The 233-nt window shown below is 63.5% G+C and carries 1 pseudogene; it reads left to right on the top strand.

The features are described from left to right. A pseudogene (locus SB764_RS44825) lies at positions 1–233 on the top strand (MFS transporter); the annotation flags it as partial.

Genomic DNA, 233 nt, shown 5'->3' with positions numbered 1-233 from the left:
CATCGGGCTGCTGTCCGCCATCTTCGGCATCGGAGCCGGCGTCGGAATCGTCGCAGCGGGTCCGATCGTTGAATCCCTGTCCTGGCATTGGCTGTTTTGGCTCCCAGCGGGCCTTGTTGTCATCGCGCTGCTAGGCGCGATCTTCGGCATGCCCGAGTCACCCGTCAGGACGCCTGGGAAGCTTGACTGGCTCGGCACAGCGATCGTCTCCGTGGGTTTGGTTGCGGTGTTAC

The sequence above is a fragment of the Paraburkholderia sp. SIMBA_027 genome (assembly GCF_046535315.1).
Lineage (GTDB): Bacteria > Pseudomonadota > Gammaproteobacteria > Burkholderiales > Burkholderiaceae > Paraburkholderia > Paraburkholderia tropica.
The sequence above is the reverse complement of the archived record's forward strand: the minus strand, read 5'-3'. Positions and strand labels throughout refer to the sequence as shown.